Genomic DNA, 19516 nt, shown 5'->3' with positions numbered 1-19516 from the left:
GGGATGCAGACTACTGACTCCCGTCCGTCATCGGATTGAGGCATAGCGTGACGAACGTCGACGTGCCGGCCCGAGACACCACCGTCATCCCGACGGCGACTCCGCCCGCCGGAGCGCCCCGACTCTCCTTCGGCCAGGAACGGATCTGGTTCACCGAACAGCTCGTGCCCGGCACCGCCGCGTACCTCGTCCACTCGACCGTGCGGGTGCGTGGCCCGCTCGACGTCGAGCTGCTGCGGGCCGCCGTCGACGCGACCGCCGCCCGGCACGACAGCCTTCGCATGCGGTTCACCGAGAACGCCGACGGCGAGCCCGTCGTGCACGTCGCCCCCGAGGTACGGGTGCCGGTCACCGTGACCGCCGTGCCCGGTGAGGCCGAGGCCCGCGAGCTGGTGGCCGGCTCGGTCCGCACCCCGTTCGACCTCGGCGTCGCGCCCCTGCTGCGGGTGCTCGTCGTCCGGCTCGGCGACCAGGAGCACCTGGTGCATCTCGCCATGCACCACATCGTCAGCGACGGCTGGTCGCTGACCCTGCTGCTCGACGAGATCGCCGCGACCTACGGCGCACTGCGCGACGGCACGCCACCGCCCCCGGCACCGGCCACCGGCTACCTGGAGTACGCGGCCTGGCAGCGGGACCGTCTCGACGGACCGGCCACCGGGGACGGGTTCGCCTACTGGACCGGAGCACTGGCCGGCGTACCCGCGCTGGAACTGCCCACCGACCGGCCCCGCCCGCCGGTGCAGTCCTACGCCGGTGCGACCCACCGCTTCACCCTCGACGCCGACCTCACCGACGGACTTCGCCGGCTCAGCCGCGCCCACCGGGCCACCCTCTACATGACCCTGCTCACCGGCCTGCAGGCGGTGCTGTTCCGCTACAGCGGCCAACGGGACTTCGCCATCGGCTCGCCGGTCGCCGGTCGGGTGGTGCCGGAGCTGGAGAACCTCGTCGGTCTCTTCGTCAACACCCTCGCCCTGCGCGCCGACCTCTCCCCGGTCGCCGCGACCGCCGACAGCGCCGCCGTCGAACCCAGCTTCGCGACCCTGCTGCGGCGCACCCGCACCACCGTCGTCCGCGCCCTGGCCCACCAGGAGATCCCGTTCGAACGCCTGGTCAAGGACCTGAACGTCGCCCGGGACGTGAGCCGCTCCCCGGTGTTCCAGGTGCTGTTCACCCTCCAGAACTTCGCGCCCGGCGGCACCCGGTGGCCCGAGGACCTGCGCGCCGAGGGCGTCGGGACCGACGTGGCCAACGCCCGCTTCGACCTGTCGCTCTACGTCGGCGAGTCCGCCGACGGGCTGCGCGGCATGGTCGTCTACGACACCGACCTCTTCGACGCCGCCACCGTACGCCGGCTGACCGCAAGTCTCGCCACGCTGCTGCGCGCCGCCGTCGCCCGGCCGGACCTGCCCGTCGTCGACCTGGACCTGCTCGACGCGGACGAACGGGACCGGGTGCTGGCCCTGGGCCGACCCGAGCACGACGCGGTGGCCCGGGTCACCGGCGCGGCGACCACCCTGGCCGAGCTGATCAGCCCGCACGTCGCCGCCACCCCCGACGCCCCGGCGGTGGTCCTCGGCCCGGACACGCTCACCTACCGGGAACTGGACCGGCGGGCCAACCAGCTCGCCCACTGGCTGCGCCGCCGGGGCGTCGGCCCGGACCGGCTGGTCGGGGTGCTGCTCGACCAGTCGGTCGACCTGGCCGCGACGCTGCTCGGGGTGCTGCGGGCCGGTGGGGCGTACCTGCCGCTGGATCCGGAGCAGCCCCCCGCGCGGCGGGGCCTGATGCTCGCCGACGCCCGTCCGACCGTGGTGCTGACCAGCTCCGCCCTGCGTGACGGGCGGCCCGCCGAGGCGAACACGGTCGCCCTGGACGAGATCGCCGACGAGGTCGCGGCCCAGCCCGACACCGCGCCGGAGACCGGCACCACCGGCGAGCACCTCGCGTACGTCATCTACACCTCCGGCTCCACCGGCACCCCGAAGGGGGTCGCCGTGGCACACCGGCAGGTGCTGCGCTACCTCGACGGGGTGGCCGACCGGTTCGGGGTCGTCCCGGCCGCCCGGTACGGGCTGATGCAGTCGATGTCGTTCGACTTCAGCGTCACCCTCTTCTATCTGGCGCTGGCCACCGGTGGCGCGGTGCACCTGCTGCCCCGCCGGTGTACCGGCGCGGAGCTCGCCGAGCGGCTGCGGACCGCCCGCATCGACTACCTGAAGATCACACCGTCGCACCTGTGGGCGCTGACCGCCGACGCCGCACCGGGGGAGCTGCTGCCCGCCCGCGCGCTCGTGCTCGGTGGCGAGGCGTCCGACCTGGACCGGGTCGGCCCGCTCGCCGCCGCCGGTCCGGCCCGGGTCTTCAACCACTACGGCCCCACCGAGGCCACCGTCGGCGTCACCACCTACGAGGTCACCGCCGACGCGCCGACCAGCGGACCGGTGCCGATCGGCCGGCCCCTGCCGCACGCCCGGGTGTACGTGCTCGACGAGCGGATGCGTCCGGTCCCGGTCGGCGTACCCGGTGAGGTGTACCTCGGCGGTGACCGGCTGGCGCGCGGCTACCTGAACCGGCCCGACCTGACCGGCGAGCGCTTCGTCCCCGACCCGTACGGTCCGCCCGGCGCGCGTCTCTACCGCACCGGCGACCTGGGCCGCTGGCGCGCCGACGGGCAGCTCGTCTTCCTCGGCCGCCGCGACCACCAGGTCAAGATCCGTGGCTACCGGGTCGAGCTCGGCGAGATCGAGGCCGCGCTGCGGGACTGCCCCGGGGTACGGCAGGCCGCGGTGCTGCTGCGCGAAGAGCGGCTGGTGGCGTACCTGGAGGCGGCACCCGACGAGGCCGCGCCCGAGCCGGCCGCGCTGCGTCGGCGGCTCGCCGACCGGTTACCCGAGCACATGGTGCCGAGCCGGTGGGTTGCCCTGGACCGGCTGCCGTTGCAGGAACACGGCAAGGTGGACCGGCGGGCCCTGCCCGAGCCTGTCGACGACGCCCCGACCGGTGCGCGGGAGACGCCGACCGGGCCGGTGGAGACGCTGGTGGCCGACGTCTGGCGAGCCGTTCTCGGGGTGACCGAGGTCGGCGCCACCGACGACTTCTTCGAGCTGGGCGGGCACTCCCTGCTGGCCACCCAGGTGGTGGCCCGGCTCCGTCGGGAACTGCCCGACGTGGTCGGCACGGACGCGCCGCCGGTCAGCGTGATGGACCTGTTCCGCCACCGCACCGTACGCGAGCTGGCCCTGCTGGTCGCCGGGGACGGCACGGACCGCGGCGGGCTGCTGCACGAACTGACCCCGCCGACGCCCGCCGGCACCCGGATCGCCACCCTGGTCTGCGTCCCGTACGGCGGCGGCAGCGCGGTGGTGTACCAACCGCTGGCCGACGCCCTGCCGCCCGGGTACCGGCTGCTGTCGGTGGCCGTACCCGGGCACGACATCGGCCTCGCCGACGACCCGGCACCCATCGCGGAGGTCGCCGCCGACGTCGTCGCGGAGATCCTGCACCGGGTCACCGGGCCGCTGATCCTGTATGGACACTGCGGCCCCGGCGGGGCGCTGGCCGTGGAGGTCGCCCGCCGGCTGGAGGCCGCCGGCCGGGACCTGGAGGCGGTGTACCTGGGCGCGGTCTTCCCGTTCGCCCGTCCCGTCGGCGGCCTGCTCGGCCCGCTGCTGCGACTGCGGTTGGCCGAGCGGCTGCGCAGCGACCGGATCTACCGCACCTGGTTGCAGGCGCAGGGCACCTCCATCGGGTCACTGGCACCGGACGAGGTCGCGTTCCTGATCCGCGCCATGCGGCACGACGCCGAGGTCTCCGAGGAGTACTTCACCGAGCTGATGCGGCGACGGGTCGGCCCGCTGCGGGCACCGATCGTCTCCGTGGTCGGCGAGCGTGACCGCAGCACCGACTTCCACGAGGAGCGATACCGCGAGTGGCACTTCCTCAGCGACCGCACCGCGCTCGCCGTGATCGACGAGGCCGGGCACTACTTCCTCAAGTACCGGGCGGCCGAGCTGGCCGAGATCGTCACCGACGTACACCGGCACCTCGCCGCGCCGCCGCCGTCCGCCGCGCCGCCGCCGTCCGCCGCGCCGGTCCGCGCCGAGCCGGGCCCGCCGTCCGTCGCCTCGCCACGTCCGGACAGCACGCCGGCCGCCTGGCAGCTCGCGGCCGTCTCCCAGCGGGGACCGGACGGACCCTCGGGCGGGAGCGACGGTACGGCCGCCGCGCCGCCACCGAGCATGCGCCGCTTCGGTCTGGTCGCCGCCGGGCAGATCGTCTCCGGCATGGGGACGGCGCTGACCACGTTCGCCGTGCCACTGTGGATCTACACGCAGACCGGGTCGCTCGCCCGGTTCGCGCTCTTCGCGGTGCTCGCGCTGATGCCCGGCCTGCTCGTCGCACCGCTGGCCGGCGCGGTGATCGACCGGTTCAGCCGGCGACGCGTCCTGCTCGGCGCCTGCATGGCCGCCGGGGGCGGCAACGCGGCGATGGCGGTGCTGGTGCTGACCGACGTCGCCCAGGTGTGGCACTTCTACCCCTTCACCGCCTGGCTGTCGGTGGCACTGGCGTTCCAGCGGCTCGCGTTCGTCTCGGCGGTGCCGCAGCTCGTGCCGAAGCGCTTTCTCGGCCACGCGAACGGCCTCGCCCAGACCGCTGTCGGCCTCACCCAGTTCACCGTCCCGCTGATCGCCGTGGCCCTGCTCCAGGCCGTCGGGCTGCGCGGCATCCTGCTCATCGACGTGGTGTCGTACCTCTTCGCGATCGGTGTGCTGGCCGTGGTGAGGTTCCCGCGTACGCTCGCCCTGCGCCGCCGCGAGAGCATCGGTGCGGAGATCGTCGCCGGGCTGCGGTACGCGCTGCGCCGCCGGGAGTTCCGCGCCATGCTGGCGTTCTTCGCCGCGCTGAACTTCTTCCTCTTCCCGGTGCTGTTCCTGCTCTCCCCGCTGGTGCTCGGCTTCGCCGACCTGAACGAGGTGGCGCAGATCGCGCTGACCGGCGGGGTCGGCGCCGCCACCGGCGGTCTGGTGATGCTGCTCTGGGGCGGTCCCCGCAAGCGTCGGATGCGAGCGGTGCTGCTGGGCACGCTCGGCATCGCGGTGGCCGCCGTGGTCACCGGGCTGCGGCCGAACCTGCTGGTCATCGGCGCGGGCGCGTTCGGCATGTACCTCGCGCTCGCCATCGTCAACGGCGTCTACAACACGATCATCCAGACCAAGGTGCCGCCCCGGGTGCACGGGCGGGTCTTCGCGCTCAACCAGATGGTGGCGCAGTCCACCCTGCCGCTGGGCTGGGGCCTGGTCGCCCCGTACGCCGCCCGGGTGACCGAGCCGATGCTGCTGGCCGACGGCGTGCTGGCCGGCACGGTCGGCGCGGTGATCGGGGTCGGGCCGGGGCGCGGACACGGGCTGCTCTACGTGCTGTTCGGGCTCTGCATCGCGGTGACGGCGCTGGTGTCGCTGGCCACGCCGGTGCTGTCCCGCTTCGACGACGAGGTGCCCGACGCGCCCCCGGACGACCTGGTCGGCATCGAGGAGCGCCGGGCGCGGTCGGCCGCCGGCGGGGACGAGCGGGTACCGGCCGCCGCGACCGGCGGAAAGGCGGACTGAGGTGAGTACGGCGTCGCCGGACCGGGCCACCCCCCGTACCGTGCCCGAGCTGCTGGACTGGCGTACCTCCCTGCATCCCGAGCGGGTCGCGGTCGAGGTGCACGGGGTGGCCGAGCTGACCTTCGCCGACTGGTCCGCCGGGGCGGGGGCCGTCGCCGCCGCCCTGTCCCGGCGCGGCCTGCGTCGCGGCGACCGCGTCGGCCTCTACTTCGGCGCCCGGGACTGGACCTGGTTCGCCGTCGCGTACGTCGGGGTGCTGCGCGCCGGTGGCGTCGCCGTGCCGCTCTCCGACCGGCTCGCCGCCGGACAGCTCGGACACGCCCTGGACCACTGCGCGGCCACCGCCGTGCTGCACGGCGACGACACCCCCGCCCCGCCGGTGCCGTCCGGCCTGCCGGTCTGGACCTGCGCCGAGCTGCTGGCCGAGCCACACCGCGACGGCGAGTCGGTCGCCCGTCCCGGTGACCTCGCGCAGATCCTCTACACCTCGGGCACCACCGGACGTCCCAAGGGGGTCGCCGCCAGCCACGCCAACCTCACCGCCGGTGCCCCGCAGCATCCACGCCGGCTGGCCCTGGCCCACTCGGACCGGTTCCTGCACGCCTTCGCGATCGGCACCAACGCCGGGCAGACCATGCTGCTCAACGCGGTGACCGCGAAGGCCGCCGCACTCACCCTGCCCCGGTTCACCCCGGCCCGGTTCGCCCGACTGGTCGAGGCCGCCGGCACCGTCTTCGTCGTCCCGTCGATCGCCGTCGAGCTGCTCGACTCCGGTGCCCTGCGCGGGCGGGACACCAGCGGCGTACACCTGATCGGCTCCACCGCCGCGTTCCTCGCGCCGGCGGTCGCGGCCCGGCTCGCCGAGACGTTCCCGCAGGCCACCATCGTCAACTACTACACCTCCACCGAGGCGGCACCGGCCCAGACCACCATGATCTGGGACCCGTCCCGGCGGGACGCGGTCGGTCGACCGGTCGGCGGCCGGCTCATGGTCGCCGACGCCGACGGTAGGCCGCTGCCCGCCGGCACGACCGGTGACGTCTGGCTGCGGGCGCCCTTCCCCCGCGCCTACTTCCGCGACGAGGCGGCCAACCGGGCCACCTTCCGCGACGGATGGGTCCGCATGGGGGATGTCGGCCGGGTCGACGCCGACGGCTACCTGTACCTCACCGACCGGCACCAGGACGTGATCAAGACCGGCGCGTTCAAGGTCTCCACCCTGGAGGTCGAGGCGGCGCTGCACGACCACCCGCTGGTCGCCCAGGTCGCCGTCGTCGGTGTCCCGCATCCGGTGCTCGGCACCGCCGTGGCCGCCGCCGTGGTGCCCCGGCCGCAGGCCGCCCCGGACGGCCTGTCCCTGCCCGCGCTGCGCGGATTCCTCGCCGACCGACTGGCCGACTACCAGCTGCCCGCCCGGCTCCTGCTCCTCGACCAGCTGCCCCGCAACGAGGGCGGCAAGGTGCTCAAGCGGCAGCTCACCGACCTCTTCGAGAACTGACCACCACCAGCACAACCCAGGGAGCACATGTGGGCACCGCCGAGGCGACCTCCGCACAGCACGCCGTCTGGTTCACCGAGCGGGCCGGGGTCGCCGGCACGGCCTACCACATGGCGGTCGGCGTACGGTTCGCCGCCGGACTCGACCGTCGGGCCCTCGTCGCGGCCTGCGCCTCGGTGACCGACCGGCATCCGATCCTCGCGGCCAGGATCGTCGGCGACGACGACGGCACCCCGCGCCTGGCACCGGCCGACACCCGTCCGACGGTCGGCTTCGCGGAACTGACCGACGCCCGGGTGACCGAGGAGATCGCCCGGACGTACGACCTGACGACCGGACCACTGGCCCGGTTCACCCTGCTCACCGACGCCGACGACACGCACCTGCTGCTCGTCACCGCACACCACCTGGTCTTCGACGGCATGTCGAAGGACATCCTGCTCCGGGACCTGGCCGCCGCGTACGCCGCCGCCCGTGACGGTGCCACCATGGACCCCGGGCCCCGACCCGACGAGTACGCCGGCCTCGCCACCGCCGAACAGCAACGCGTCGCCGTCGACCTGCCCGCCGCCCGCGACCACTGGCGGCGGCACTGGTCCGGGCCCGGTGAGGTGGTCCTGCCCGGCCTGCGGCGGCTGCCCACCGGCGCGGAGCCCGGTGCCGCCGTGCCCGTGGACCTGCCCAGCGATCTGGTCGACGGCGTCGACCGGGCCGCGCGGTCGCTCGGGTTGACCCGCTTCGAACTGCTCCTCGCGGTGCTGCACGCGCTGCTCGTCCGCTACGGCAACCGGGACACCCCGGTCGGGGTGGCGCTCTCCACCCGTACCCCCGACCAGGCCGACCGGATCGGACTGTTCGTCAACGAACTGCCCGTCACCGCCGACCCGGCCGGCGGGACGTTCCGCGCACACGCGCACACCGTCCGGGCCCGGCTGCGCGAGGTGTACCCGTACCGCGCGGTGCCGTTGGCCCAGGCCGTGCCCGGCCTGCGTCCCGCACCGGCGTTGACCCCGGTCAGCATCGGCTACCGGCGGCGCGGCAGCGCACCGGTCTTCCCCGGGGTGGACAGCGAGGTCGACTGGACGCTGTTCTGCGGTGCCGCCCGCAACGCGCTGCACGTCCAGGTGGTGGACGCGCCCACCGGGCTCACCGTCAGCCTCCAGCACAGTCCGGCGGCCATCGACACCGCCGCCGTACGCCGTATCGGCGCACACCTGCGCACCATGCTGGCCGCCGTGGTCGCCGACCCCGATCAGCCGGTGGCGGAGCTGCCGCTGCTGCCCGCCGACGAGTTCGCGCAGGTCACCCGCGTCTGGAACGACACCGCCCGGACGTACCCGGTCGACGCCACCGTGCCGGCCCTGTTCGCCGCCCGGGTCGCCGCGGACCCGGACGCGGCGGCCGTGGTCGACGGTGACCGGACGCTGAGCTACGCCCAGCTCGACACCGCCGCCACCCGGCTCTGCGTCCTGCTGCGGCAGCGGGACGTCGGGCCCGGCTCGCTCGTCGCGGTCGCGCTGGACCGGTCGTGGGAGGCGGTGGTGACCATGCTCGCGGTGTGGCGCTGCGGGGCCGCCTACCTGCCGGTCGACCCCGGCCACCCGCCGGCCCGCCAGCAGGCCGTACTCGCCGACGCCACGCCCACCCTGGTGGTCACCGGTGCCGCCGCGCCGGACCCCGCCCGGCCCACGCTCACCCTCGACCGGAGCGCCCTGCTCGACGGCCCGGTCCCGGCCGCGCCCGACCTCTCGCCGACCGCCGCCGACCTCGCCTACGTGCTATACACCTCCGGGTCGACCGGGCACCCGAAGGGTGTGGCGGTGCGCCACGGCTCGCTGACCAACCTGCTGCTCGGCGTCCGCGACCTGCTGGAGAGCGGTCCGACGCACCGGTGGCTGCACCTGACCTCGCCGTCGTTCGACATCTCCACGGTGGAGGTCTTCCTGCCGCTGGTCACCGGCGGCACGGTGGTCGTAGCCTCGGCCGTCAGCGCCCTGGACGGCGCCGGTGTCCTGCGGCTGATCCGCGCCGCCGGAGTCACCCACGCCCAGGCCACGCCGTCCGGCTGGCGAGTGCTGCTGGAGGCCGGTCTCGGCGACCGCACCGGGTCGGCGGACGGGGACGTCCCGCTGGTCGCCGTCACCGGCGGGGAGGCACTGCCGGTCACCCTCGCCCGTGAGCTGCGGTCCCGCACCGCGCGCCTGATCAACGGGTACGGTCCGACGGAGGCGACCGTGTACGCGACCATGGCGGAGATCCCGGTCGACCCCGACGAGGTGACCATCGGCCGGCCGCTGCCCAACGTTCGGGCGTACCTGCTGGACGAGGCGGGACGGCCCACGCCGGTCGGGCTCCCCGGCGAGCTGTGGCTGGGCGGCGCCGGGGTGGCCGCCGGCTACCGGGGACGTGACGACCTGACCGCCGAGCGGTTCGGTCCGGATCCGTTCGGGGCGACCGGTGACCGGCTCTACCGCACCGGCGACCGCTGCCGGTGGCTGCCGGACGGGCGGATCGAGTTCCTCGGCCGCGCCGACGACCAGGTCAAGATCCGGGGACACCGGATCGAGTTGGGCGAGATCGAGACGCGACTGCTGGAGCACCCCGAGGTCGCCGCTGCGGCCACGGTCCTGCGGCACGACGCCGACGAGCCCCGCCTCGTCGCGTACGTGGTGCCCCGGCCGGGTGCCGCTCCGGAGCCGGCCGGCTTGCGTCGACACCTGGCGTCGAGTCTGCCGACGGCGGTGCTGCCCACCGACTACGTGACGCTCGACCGGTTGCCGCTGAACCCGAGCGGCAAGGTCGACCGGGCCGCCCTGCCCGCCCCGGCACCCCGCGACGCCGTCACTGGCTCGCGCGCTTCAGGGCCCGAGGCACCCGGCGGCGCGCCGGCCGACTCACCCGACGGCGCGGTGGCCGGTGCGCCCGGCGGCGTGGACGCCGACGGTGGTGACGACCCGGTGGTGGCGCAGCTCCGGCTGATCTGGCAGGAAGTGCTGCGAATCCCCGACATCGGCGTGCACGAGGACCTCTTCGACCTCGGCGGGCACTCGCTGACGGTGACCCGGATCAGCGGCCGGATCCAGCAGCGGCTCGGGGTCGAGGTGCCGCTCGACGCCTTCTTCGACACCCCGACCATCGCCGAGATCGCCGACATCGTGCGGCAGTCCGGGAAGGAGTTCTGATGACGGCCGACCCCGGACTGCGGGCACGGATCGCCCACATGGTCAGCGAGGCCACCGGAGGGGAGGTCGAGCCGGCCGACCTCCTCGCCGGCGGGTCGATGATCGCGTTGGGCGTCGACTCCCTGGGACTGCTGCGTCTGGTCGACGCGATCGAGTCGGAGTACGGCGTCGAGGTCGAGCTGACCGGCGCCGGTCGTCGACTCGACACCCTGGACGACCTCGTGGCGATGCTGGCCGCCGCCGAGCGGTGAGCCGGCCTCGGCTCATACGGTCAGCACGAGTTTGCCGAGGGTGTGCCGGCCGGCGAAGTCGGTGAGCGCGCGTACGCCCTCGGCGAGCGGGTACCGGCGGCCGACGGTCGGAGTGAGGCCGGCGACCTCGCGCATCCCGCCGAACCGGCCCTCCACGTCGAGCACCAGTTCGAAACGCACGTCGCTGCGGTCGAGGAAACGCGGATCCGGCTGGGGAAAGGTGATCGTGTAGAGCCGTCCACCGGGCCGCAGTGCCCGTCCGACCCGCTGGAGGCGGTCGCTGGGCAACACCAGGTTGAATGCCAGGTCGACCTGGTCCGGATAGTCGTCGGCGTAGTCGATGACCTCGGTGGCCCCCTTCGCTCGCAGCAGTTCCGCGTCCGGCGGGCGTCCGGTGGCGATCACCGTGGCGCCGGTCAGCTTGGGCAGCAGGGTGGTGCCCACGCCGCCGCTGGCACCGACGACCAGGACGGTCTCCCCGGGTTGCGGTGCCGCGGTGGCGAGCAGGGCCTGGACGGTGAGGCCCACGGTCGGCAGCGCAGCGGCCTCGGCGACGTCCAGCGCTGCGGGCCGGTGCGCGATGAACGGCGTGTCCGCCTCGAAGACGGCGTACTCGGCGAGGGTGCCGGTGGTCAGGCTCGGCCGGCCGGCGCCGACCATCGCCCGCAACGCCCGGGGCACGGCGTGCCCGAACACCTCGTCGCCCACGTGGTACGCCTCGACGCCCGCGCCGACCTCGCTGACCGTGCCGGCGAAGTCGTTGCCGAGGACGTGTGGGAAGGTCAGCTCGGCGGCGCTTCGAAACTCACCGGCGGGTAGCCGTACGTCCATCGGGTTGATCGAGGCGGCGGCGATCCGTACCTGGATCTGTCCTGGCCCCGGCCGGGGGATCGGCATGTCGGCGACGGTGAGTCGTTCGGGTGGCCCGTACCCGGTGGCGACGACAGCTTTCATGATCCCCCCGTTCGCTAGGGCGGTCCGAAACGGACCGTGCGGTCAGGTTAGTGATGAACGGACCGCGCGGTCAACTTGTAGGCTGGGTCGGTGACCGCCTCGATCCGACCGTTGCGCGCGGACGCCGCGCGCAACCGGGCGTCGTTGCTGGCTGCAGCGGAGGCGGAGTTCGCCGAGCGTGGCCCGGACGCGTCGGTGGCCGACATCGCCCGGCGGGCCGGCGTCGGCAAGGGCACCGTGTTCCGCCACTTTCCGACCAAGGACGATCTCCTCGCGGCGGTGGTGCTCGACCGGATCGACGGGCTCGCCGAGTTGGCGCGGCGGCTCGGGGCCGCTTCCGACGCGGGTGCCGCACTCCTGGAGTTCCTGGACGCTGCGGCGAGTCGGCAGCAGCGGTTGGACCTGTCGTTTCTGCGTGAGTCCGGCGCGCTCAACGACCAACTCGCCGAAGCCCGAGGTCGCCTCTTCGTAGAGATCACCGCCCTTGTCGAACGCGCACAGGCGACGGGCGCGGTCCGGCACGACATCACCGGGACGGACGTGATCCTGCTGATGTGCGCGCCGAGCCACGTCGTCAGCTTCGTGCCGCAGGCGTCACCGGAGCTGTGGCGACGTTATCTGGCGATCATCTTCGACGGGCTCGGGCCGGCCGGCGCCCGACCGCTGCCCCAACCGCCGCCGGACCCGGTCTCGGGGGAACTCCACCACCCGCGCTGACGGTACGTCCCTGGCACCGGGCCGTGACCCGGTGCCAGGGACGCCTGTGCTCAACTCGCCGTGCAGGTCGGTGTCGGTGCGCTGGGCGTGCCGGTGGTGGCGCCGAGGAAACCGAAGGTGGTGCTGGCCCCGGCGGCCAGTGTGCCGTTGTAGCTGACGTTGCGCGCGGTGACCGCCGAGCCCTGGCTGGTGACGGTCGCGTTCCACGCCTGGCTGATCGTCTGGCCACCGGCGAACGTCCAGGTCACCGTCCAGCCGCTGATCGCCCGGGTGCCGGCGGTGACCCGCACCTCGCCCTGGAATCCGCCGGTCCACTGGCTGGTCACCGAGTACGTGGCGGTGCAGCCACCACCACCGGGCGGAGGCGTGGTCGGTGGGGGAGTGGTGGGGGGCGGCGTGGTCGGCGGGGGAGTCGTCGGCGGGGGCGTGGTGATGGTGCCGCCCCACCCGGCGGTGGAGTCCAGCCAGGCCGCCCGGCGCAGCATCCAGTCCCGCATGACCTGCACCTGGCCCTGCCAGGTGGGCGCGGTCGGCGTGACGAAGAAGCTGACCATCCGGGTGGTCAGGTTGGGCCAGCGCTGGAAGTTGCGCTGGGCGCCGTTGGCCAGGGGCGTGCTCAACGCGGTGATCCGGGCCTGCATCGACGCGTCGGAGAGCAGCCCCCGGCGCAGGGTCTGCCACCGCTGCCGCACCTCGTTGACGAAGGCCGGATCGCGCAGCAACTGGGTGAACCAGTCGTTCGCCACCGGCTGGCGGACCTGCTGGTGCTGCCATCCGGCGGTCTGGTCGTTGGCGAAGAAGCCGCCCACGCTGAAGCTGAGGTCGTAGTCCCAGAGCGGACCGGCGAAGATCTTGGTGTCCCGGTCCTTGTAGAAGTAGGCACTGCGGACGTACGAGTCCATCTCGCGGCTCAGTTCGTTGATGATGAGCTGGTCGATGAAGGATCCCACGTCGATGTACGCCCGGTAGCCGCTGACCGGGTCGGCGAAGTTCGGGGCCCGCAGCACGTTGTGGAACTCCTGGATGTGGTTGCGCAGCCAGTCCCGTTGCTCCGGCTGCAACGACGACGGGTCGGCCACCTCCAGGTAGTTCCAGCAGGTCGCGGCCGGGCCGGTGCACGGCAGGATCGGCTCCTCGGCGGCCATCCACTCGAACTTCCAGATGTACCCGCCGGTGATCCTCGGCAGCGTCCGGTCGTCGGCACGCAACTGCTTGAGGTCGAGCCGGTTCTTGGAGTTCTTGATCGTCTCGACGAGCATGTAGACGCCCATGTAGTCGTCGGCCCCGACCGGCCCGGCGTCGGTGTTGAGATAGAACTCGGCGAAGGCGTAGCGCGGGGCGGGCAGGCCCATCTCCCGACCGAGGTCGTAGACGAACGCCTCCCGGATCAGCGCCTTGTCGGTGAACGGCCCGCGCAGCACCCAGTCCGAGTCGGCGGGCATGCCCAGCACCGGATAGTCCGCGTCGTCGTCATCGTTGTCCCAGAACTCCAGCCGGAACGGCGTCTTCTCGAACGTCGCCGAGGACTGACCGCGCAACCGGAACCCGGCCCGGGTGGCGACGGTGGGCGCGGCGGCCAGCGAGGTGGTGCCGCCGCCCGGCTCGAAGACCATCGTGGCGGCGTCGATGTACTCCCGGTCCGGCCGCCCGGCGCCGTACGAGTCGATCAGGACCACCGGCAGGTCGTGGGCGGTGCTGGTGTTCTGCGCGACGTACATGGCGGTGCCCGGCGCGCCGGAGGCGGTCTGCCCGACGAAGGCCTGGGCCCGCAGCTGGGTGGTCCGGGTGAAGCGCAGCGCGGTGCCGGAGTAGAGCGGTGACTGTGCGGTGGGCAGGTTCCCGTCGGTGGTGTATCGAATCTGCGCGCCGCTGACGGTGGTGCTCAACCCCACCGTCACCGCGCCCTGGAAGGTGCCGCTGGGCACCGAGAAGCCGATGTCGCCGACCAGGTCGTCGGCGGCCTCGGAGGCGGCGGCGGTGGTCCGGGTGGCGGTGCCGGCGACCGCTTCGGAGCCGGCGAGTGTTTCGGTGCCGGCGGTCGGTTCGGCGCCGGCGGGCGACGGTGACGGGACGAGCAACCCGGCGACGAGTACGGCGACGGCTGCGATCGCGGCGGTGCGCAGCGGTGCCGCCGCGGTGCGGACGGTCAGACGCACGATGCCTCCTGAACGGATCGGTGAGGGACGGTGGTCGGTGCGGTGTCCACCGGTGCGGTGCCGCCCTGGAAGTGCCGCCGCAGCGTGCGTCGCCACGGTGAGTCCGGCAGTTCCGGACGGAGGGCGGCCAGACCGGTGGCGTACTTGGAGATGCGGACGGGGCGCAGCCCTCGACGCCAGAGCAGCCGATCCGCGTGCGTGGCGGCGGAGCCGGTCTTGGTCTCGACCACGGCCAGTTCGGGCAGGCAGAGGGCGAGGTCGCCGTCCTGCCAGGTCAGGCCGGTGTCGATGGTGACCCGGCTGGCGGAGGACGGCAGCAGCAGCGTTGCGCGGCGGTAGCTGGTGACCAGGACCGGTTCCAGACTGCTGCCGGCGGCGGTGGGTGCGACCGCCTCACGGACCAGCGCCTCGTCCACGAAGGCGCGGCCGGGGCCGACGGTGTTCCGGTCCTGCGGGTCGTACGGCAGTCGGTGCTTGGTGATGCTGCCGCGTGCTCCGCTGATCTTCACTTCGAGCCAGCACTGGGCGGAGTCGAGGTAGGTGCGGGTCCGCACCTTGAACCGTCGCCGTCGTCGGTAGGCCGCGCAGTGGTAGCTGGCCAACCGTGGGGTGTCGAAGTAGACCGACTCGTAGCGGAAACTGCGTTCCCCGTCGATCTCCAGCACCCGCGCGTCCGTGGTGAGCTGATCCAGCAGGTCGGGCAGCGCGTGGACCGGGACGACGTACTTGCGGTCCACCCTGGTCTGTAGGGCGGCCAGCCCGAGGACGTCGGCCAGCCCGACCGGGGTCATCGCCGACAGCATCGGGCTGGCGGGCGACCCGGTCACCGCTGGGCTCCCGCCGGTGCGGCGGTGCCGGCAGGGGAGAGGGTGCTGGTGGCCCTGCCCTTCACCGAGTACCGGACGTCCACCACGGTGGTCTCGTTCACCAGGTCGAGGCGTTGCACGGTGACGACGTGCACCCGGCCGCCGAGGAGCTGTTCCAGTTGCGCGACGAGGGCGAGATGGTCGGTGACGGCCGAGTCGAGCACCAGGATCTGGTGCCGGTAGTGACGGAGCAGCCGGGGGTGGTCGCCGAGGAACATCACCACCAGGATCAGGCCCATCAGACCGCCACTGAGCCAGACCTGGGTGGTGCTCAACGCGCCGAGGATGCCCAGCGCCAGCGCTGAGAAGTAGTACGCGACCTCGTGCTGGTCGAGTTCGGTCGAGCGCAGCCGGATGATGGACAGCACGCCGAACAGGGCCAGGCCCAGCCCGAGTCCGGCGCCGACGTTGCTGGCGCTCAGTGCGCTCGCCACCGCGAGGACGCCGACGTTGACGCCCAGGTAGGCGACGACGAGGTCACGGCGGCGGTGGCGGGGGAAGTAGAGCCCGAAGACGAGCAGGGCCACCGCGCCGATGTCGATCGCGAACAGGATCAGCTGCGACATCTCGTACTTCCTCCTGGATCGCCGCCGCGCCGACCGGCGACCGTCCACGGCACCTCCGACGTACCGTGCAGGACCAGCCGAACGCCTCTGAAACTTCCGGTGAAATTGCCGGAAGTAGTTCGGGAATATTAGACCGCCATATCGAAGCAGGTCAATAACTCTCCGTGTCCTCCCGGGTGACGGGCGGCGAGCGGCGTCCGCCGTCGACGGGCCCGGCCGGGGGTGTCGGTGCTGATCAGGGGTGCTGTCGGGGTGGGGTGCCGGTGGTGGGTCGGTGCGGTGCGGGTGGTCGGCGGCTTCGGCCGTCGGTGGTCCGTTCGGGGTGTTGCGGGCTGTCGTCGCAGGTCGGGCCGTTGCCCATGGTGACGATAGATCGACAGGCGACGCACGGCGGGCGACCGGAATCATAGGCTCTGTCCGATGTGGGGCCTCGATCTCCGGAAGTTTCAGTCGACGTGGGTGTCGGTCGCCTTTCGCTGCCCTGGGCAGCGGAAGAGAGGGTGCATGGGCGGTGGTTGACCGCTTCGGTCGCGGGGCGCCGCCAGCGGTAGTTGCGGAAAACTTCCGGAAGTCATTGACGGACGTGAAACCCCGCTGAAATACTTCCGTCCAGTAAGGCCGATGCGGTCCCTTTGTCAGGGATCGCGGGCATCATCCCTATCCCGCGAGTCCGGAGCCATACTGCCCGTCATCGGGCCACCGGACCCGGAAGGAGCATGAGATGAGCAACGACTCTTCCCAGGCACCCAGGCGGCCGAGACGGCTGCGGGCGGCGATCGTCCTGTCCGCAGTCGGTCTGCTGGCCGTGGCGGGCGCCGTGGTGCTGCCGGGCAACGCCAGCGCGGCGAGCACCCTCGGTGCCTCGGCCGCCGAGCGCGGCCGGTACTTCGGGACCGCCGTCGCGGTGAACCGGCTCAACGACTCGGCGTACACGACCATCCTGAACCGCGAGTTCAACCAGGTCACCGCCGAGAACGAGATGAAGATCGACGCGCTGCAGCCCAACCAGGGCCAGTTCAACTACGCCAACGGCGACCGGCTCGTCCAGCACGCGCTCAGCCGCGGCATGCAGGTCCGGGGGCACACCCTGGCCTGGCACTCGCAGCAGCCCGGCTGGATGCAGAACATGTCCGGCACCACGCTGCGCAACGCCATGCTCAACCACGTCACCCAGGTCGCCACCCACTACCGTGGACAGATCGCCTGGTGGGACGTGGTGAACGAGGCGTTCCAGGACGGGTCCAGCGGGGCCCGCCGCGACTCGAACCTCCAGCGCACCGGCAACGACTGGATCGAGGCCGCCTTCCGCGCCGCCCGGACGGCGGACCCGAACGCGCAGCTCTGCTACAACGACTACAACATCGACAACTGGAACGACGCCAAGACCCAGGCCGTCTACCGGATGGTCCAGGACTTCAAGAACCGGGGCGTACCGATCGACTGCGTCGGCCTCCAGTCGCACTTCACCGGCGGCTCGAACTACCCGAGCAACTACCGGACCACGCTCTCCAGCTTCGCCGCCCTCGGTGTCGACGTGCACATCACCGAGCTCGACATCCGCAACGCGCCGACCGACGCGTACCGCAACGTGGTCAACGACTGCCTCGCCGTGGCGCGCTGCAAGGGCATCACCGTCTGGGGCATCCGTGACTCCGACTCGTGGCGCTCCAACGAGAGCCCGCTGCTGTTCGACGGCAACGGCAACAAGAAGGCCGCCTACGACGCGGTGCTGACCGCGCTGAACAACGGCAGCCCCGGCGGCGGCGACCCGACGTCCCCGCCGACCACCCCGGCACCGGGCGGCTGCACCGCGACGATCACCCCGGGTCAGGTCTGGGGCGACCGCTACAACACCTCGGTGACGGTCAGCGGGGCCAGCACCTGGTCGGTGGTCGTCGCGATCACCTCGCCGCAGCGCATCTCCGCCACGTGGAGCGGCAACCCCACCTGGGACGGCAGCGGCAACGTGATGACGATGCGCTCCAACGGCAGCGGCAACACGTTCGGCTTCACCACGATGATGAACGGCAACTCCTCGGCCCGCCCGCAGATCCGGTCCTGCTCCGTCGGCTGACGACGAGCCGTACGGCCGACCTCCACCACCACGCGAGCGCCCGTCCCCGAGACCCGGGGGCGGGCGCTCGCCCGTGCCCCGGTCAGGGGCGTTCGGTCGGGCGGTAGTCGAACCAGTCGAAGGCGGCGCTGCCCTCGGTCACATAGAGGCCGAACACCCGACCGGTGAAACCGGCGGCGACCTCGGTGGACAGGTAGCGCCCGTCGAGTTCGGCGAGCACGACCGGCCCCTGCCCGGTCAGCACCTCGAAGCTGACGGTGTCGCAGGCGGCGGCGCGTACGCCGAACGGCGCACCGGGGGCCGTGACCTGGTCGGCGGCGGTCACGGTCGGCGGGAGCAGGTCGTCGGTGCGGGTGGCGATGCTCAGAGTGACCGGGCCGGCGGGCACCGGCAGCTCGCCGAAGACCTGACGGAACGGTCCGACCCGGCCGACCACCCGGACCAGCCCGTCGCCGACCTCGATGTCGTAGTGGTGGGCCTCGTCGATGCGTAGCGTCAGCCCGGCCCGACCCGTGCCGGGGTCGACCCGCACGGCGGCGCGGCAGTCGTGGTGCTGCTGTCGGCGGGCCATCATGGTGACGCCGACCCGGTCCAGGGTCGTGCCGGCGGCCCGCAGGGTGAGCCAGCCGGGCCGCTCGGTCAGCGACCAGACGTCCGCGGGCCGGTCGCGCAGTGAGATCCACTCCGGCGCGAGACCTGCGGTGTCGAAGTCGTCCCGGTACGCCGCCGGGCCGGGCGGCGCGGCCAGGGCGGGCGGACTTCCGGCCGGCGCGGAGGTCACCTCCTGCACCGGGTCGACCACCGGCCAGTCGTCCTCCCAGCGCACCGGCACCAGGAACGTCTCCCGCCCGAGCACGTGGTAGGGCGGCCACTGGCCCTTGGCCCGGATGCCCAGCAGCACCATCCACCAACTGCCGTCGGTCGCCTGCACCAGGTCGGCGTGCCCGGTCGCCTGCACCGGATGCCCGGTGCTCCGGTGGGTCAGGAACGGGTTGCCCGGGGCGGGCTCGAACGGGCCCCGGACGCTGCGCGAGCGGGCGACGGAGACGGCGTGGCCGGTGTGCGTACCGCCCTCCGAGACCAGCAGGTACCACCACTCGCCGATGCGATAGAGGTGCGGCGCCTCCGGGTACTGCCCACCGCTGCCGGACCACATCGGCACCGGGCCTTCGAGGACCTTGCCCGCCTCGGGGTCGATCCGGTACGACGCCACTCCCGACAGGGTCAACCAGCAGTCGCCGTCGTCGTCCCAGGCCAACGAGGGGTCGATGTGCGGCAGGTCGAAATAGACCGGGTCGGACCAGGGCCCGGCCGGATCGGTGGCGGTGACGATCAGGTGCCGGCCGATGCTGACGTTGGTGGTGACCATCCAGAACCGGCCGTCGTGGTAGCGGATCGTCGGTGCGAAGACGCCACCCGAGGCGTGCGCGTCCGGTGGCAGGTCGAGCTGGCTCGGGCGGTCCAGCACGTTGCCGATCTGCCGCCAGGTGACCAGGTCCCGGCTGTGGAAGACGGGTACGCCGGGGAAGTACTCGAAGCTGGAGCAGACCAGGTAGTAGTCCTCGCCGGCCCGACAGACACTGGGATCGGGGTGGAATCCGGCGACGACGGGATTGCGGAACGTGGGGGCAGCGGACACC

Annotated in this window: 11 protein-coding genes; 6 read left to right on the top strand and 5 right to left on the bottom strand. The window is 72.9% G+C overall.

Annotated features, from left to right (window positions below; genetic code table 11):
* Nucleotides 1-47: 47 nt before the first annotated feature.
* From ACFYTT_RS22945 to ACFYTT_RS22930, 4 genes are read left to right on the top strand one after another with little or no spacing between them, the layout of a single operon-like run.
* Nucleotides 48-5612: an amino acid adenylation domain-containing protein gene (locus ACFYTT_RS22945; RefSeq protein WP_387262007.1), complete on the top strand. Its 5565-nt coding sequence runs from the start codon at nucleotides 48-50 to the stop codon at nucleotides 5610-5612.
* 1 nt (nucleotide 5613) lies between these two features.
* Complete coding sequence (locus ACFYTT_RS22940; protein WP_387262004.1) at nucleotides 5614-7110, top strand: class I adenylate-forming enzyme family protein; 1497 nt, start codon at nucleotides 5614-5616, stop codon at nucleotides 7108-7110.
* Nucleotides 7111-7139: 29 nt separating this feature from the next.
* On the top strand, nucleotides 7140-10292 hold the full coding sequence (locus tag ACFYTT_RS22935; protein ID WP_387262002.1) for an amino acid adenylation domain-containing protein: 3153 nt from the start codon (nucleotides 7140-7142) through the stop codon (nucleotides 10290-10292).
* The gene (locus ACFYTT_RS22930; protein WP_357211896.1) at nucleotides 10292-10543 is read left to right on the top strand and encodes a phosphopantetheine-binding protein; all 252 of its coding nucleotides are present in this window, start codon (nucleotides 10292-10294) and stop codon (nucleotides 10541-10543) included. The genes ACFYTT_RS22935 and ACFYTT_RS22930 overlap by 1 nt, the downstream gene beginning before the upstream one ends.
* 12 nt (nucleotides 10544-10555) lie before the next feature.
* Here the strand turns inward: ACFYTT_RS22930 and ACFYTT_RS22925 are convergent, their stop codons facing one another.
* Entirely contained in the window at nucleotides 10556-11497 is a 942-nt protein-coding gene (locus ACFYTT_RS22925; RefSeq protein WP_131051787.1) for an NADP-dependent oxidoreductase, read from the bottom strand.
* Between the two features lie 90 nt (nucleotides 11498-11587).
* On the opposite strand from ACFYTT_RS22925, the gene ACFYTT_RS22920 reads away from it, so the two are divergent.
* A complete protein-coding gene (locus ACFYTT_RS22920; protein ID WP_131051788.1) occupies nucleotides 11588-12214 on the top strand; it encodes a TetR/AcrR family transcriptional regulator in 627 nt (208 codons plus the stop codon).
* A gap of 50 nt (nucleotides 12215-12264) precedes the next feature.
* Here ACFYTT_RS22920 and ACFYTT_RS22915 read toward each other — a convergent pair whose 3' ends face one another.
* From ACFYTT_RS22915 to ACFYTT_RS22905, 3 genes are read right to left on the bottom strand one after another with little or no spacing between them, the layout of a single operon-like run.
* Complete coding sequence (locus ACFYTT_RS22915; protein WP_387261997.1) at nucleotides 12265-14370, bottom strand: CotH kinase family protein; 2106 nt, start codon at nucleotides 14368-14370, stop codon at nucleotides 12265-12267.
* Nucleotides 14361-15197, bottom strand: coding sequence for a polyphosphate polymerase domain-containing protein (locus tag ACFYTT_RS22910; protein ID WP_236145593.1), 837 nt, complete (start codon nucleotides 15195-15197; stop codon nucleotides 14361-14363). Before ACFYTT_RS22910 ends, ACFYTT_RS22915 begins: the two co-directional genes overlap by 10 nt.
* The gene (locus ACFYTT_RS22905; RefSeq protein WP_176093904.1) at nucleotides 15194-15802 is read right to left on the bottom strand and encodes a DUF4956 domain-containing protein; all 609 of its coding nucleotides are present in this window, start codon (nucleotides 15800-15802) and stop codon (nucleotides 15194-15196) included. Before ACFYTT_RS22905 ends, ACFYTT_RS22910 begins: the two co-directional genes overlap by 4 nt.
* Nucleotides 15803-16523: 721 nt before the next feature.
* Between ACFYTT_RS22905 and ACFYTT_RS22900 the strand changes: the two genes are divergently transcribed.
* The gene (locus tag ACFYTT_RS22900) at nucleotides 16524-17876 is read left to right on the top strand and encodes an endo-1,4-beta-xylanase (RefSeq protein ID WP_131051790.1); all 1353 of its coding nucleotides are present in this window, start codon (nucleotides 16524-16526) and stop codon (nucleotides 17874-17876) included.
* A gap of 82 nt (nucleotides 17877-17958) precedes the next feature.
* Here ACFYTT_RS22900 and ACFYTT_RS22895 read toward each other — a convergent pair whose 3' ends face one another.
* Nucleotides 17959-19515: a glycoside hydrolase family 43 protein gene (locus ACFYTT_RS22895; protein WP_387261993.1), complete on the bottom strand. Its 1557-nt coding sequence runs from the start codon at nucleotides 19513-19515 to the stop codon at nucleotides 17959-17961.
* Between the last annotated feature and the right edge of the window lies 1 nt (nucleotide 19516).

This window comes from Micromonospora sp. NPDC003816, from assembly GCF_042874705.1.
Lineage (GTDB): Bacteria > Actinomycetota > Actinomycetes > Mycobacteriales > Micromonosporaceae > Micromonospora.
The sequence above is the reverse complement of the archived record's forward strand: the minus strand, read 5'-3'. Positions and strand labels throughout refer to the sequence as shown.